The organism is Pseudomonas fluorescens (assembly GCF_902498065.1).
GTDB classification, from domain to species: Bacteria; Pseudomonadota; Gammaproteobacteria; order Pseudomonadales; family Pseudomonadaceae; genus Aquipseudomonas; species Aquipseudomonas fluorescens_BJ.
In genome coordinates, this window is record NZ_CABVIR010000025.1 from 1 (window position 1) to 534 (window position 534).

General features: G+C 59.2%; 2 protein-coding genes. Both read left to right on the plus strand.

The window, feature by feature from the left end:
- Positions 1-355 (plus strand): acyl-CoA dehydrogenase family protein (locus F8N43_RS29185; protein WP_263596749.1); only part of this gene is annotated, 355 nt, incomplete at its 5' end.
- A gap of 12 nt (positions 356-367) precedes the next feature.
- The coding region (locus tag F8N43_RS29190) for an acyl-CoA dehydrogenase family protein (protein WP_191630168.1) at positions 368-534 on the plus strand (167 nt) is incomplete at its 3' end.

Genomic DNA, 534 nt, shown 5'->3' on the forward strand with positions numbered 1-534 from the left:
TCGCATGCAAATTGCCGTAGTGGGAATGCAATTGATGGCCCTCGGGATGAGCACGCTGCGCATCGTCGCGGCCGTGCAGGGCGGTGGTGTGCCAGGGGCGCAAAGCTCGATCCTGAAGATCAAGGGCTCCGTGATTCGCCAGGCGATCAGCCACCTGATGCGCGGAGTGCTGGGCGTGCATGCCTTGCCTTTCGCCGAGGAAGAGTTGGACTACGCCTTTGCCGGTGAGCTGTTGCACACCGACTACAGTGCCGCGCCAGCCGGCCAGTATTTCAACCTGCGCAAGCTGTCCATCTATGGCGGCTCCAACGAAATCCAGAAGAACATCATTGCCAAGATGATTCTTGAGCTCTAAGGAGGCACCCCCATGGACTTCAATCTCAGCGAAGAGCAGCAGATGCTGCAAGACACCGTCGCCCGTGTAGCGCGCGACCGTTACAGCTTTGAACAGCGTGAACAGTTTTACCGCAGCGAGACGGGTTTCAGCCGTGAATTCTGGAACCAGCTCGGTGAGTTGGGCCTGAGCGCCGTCCC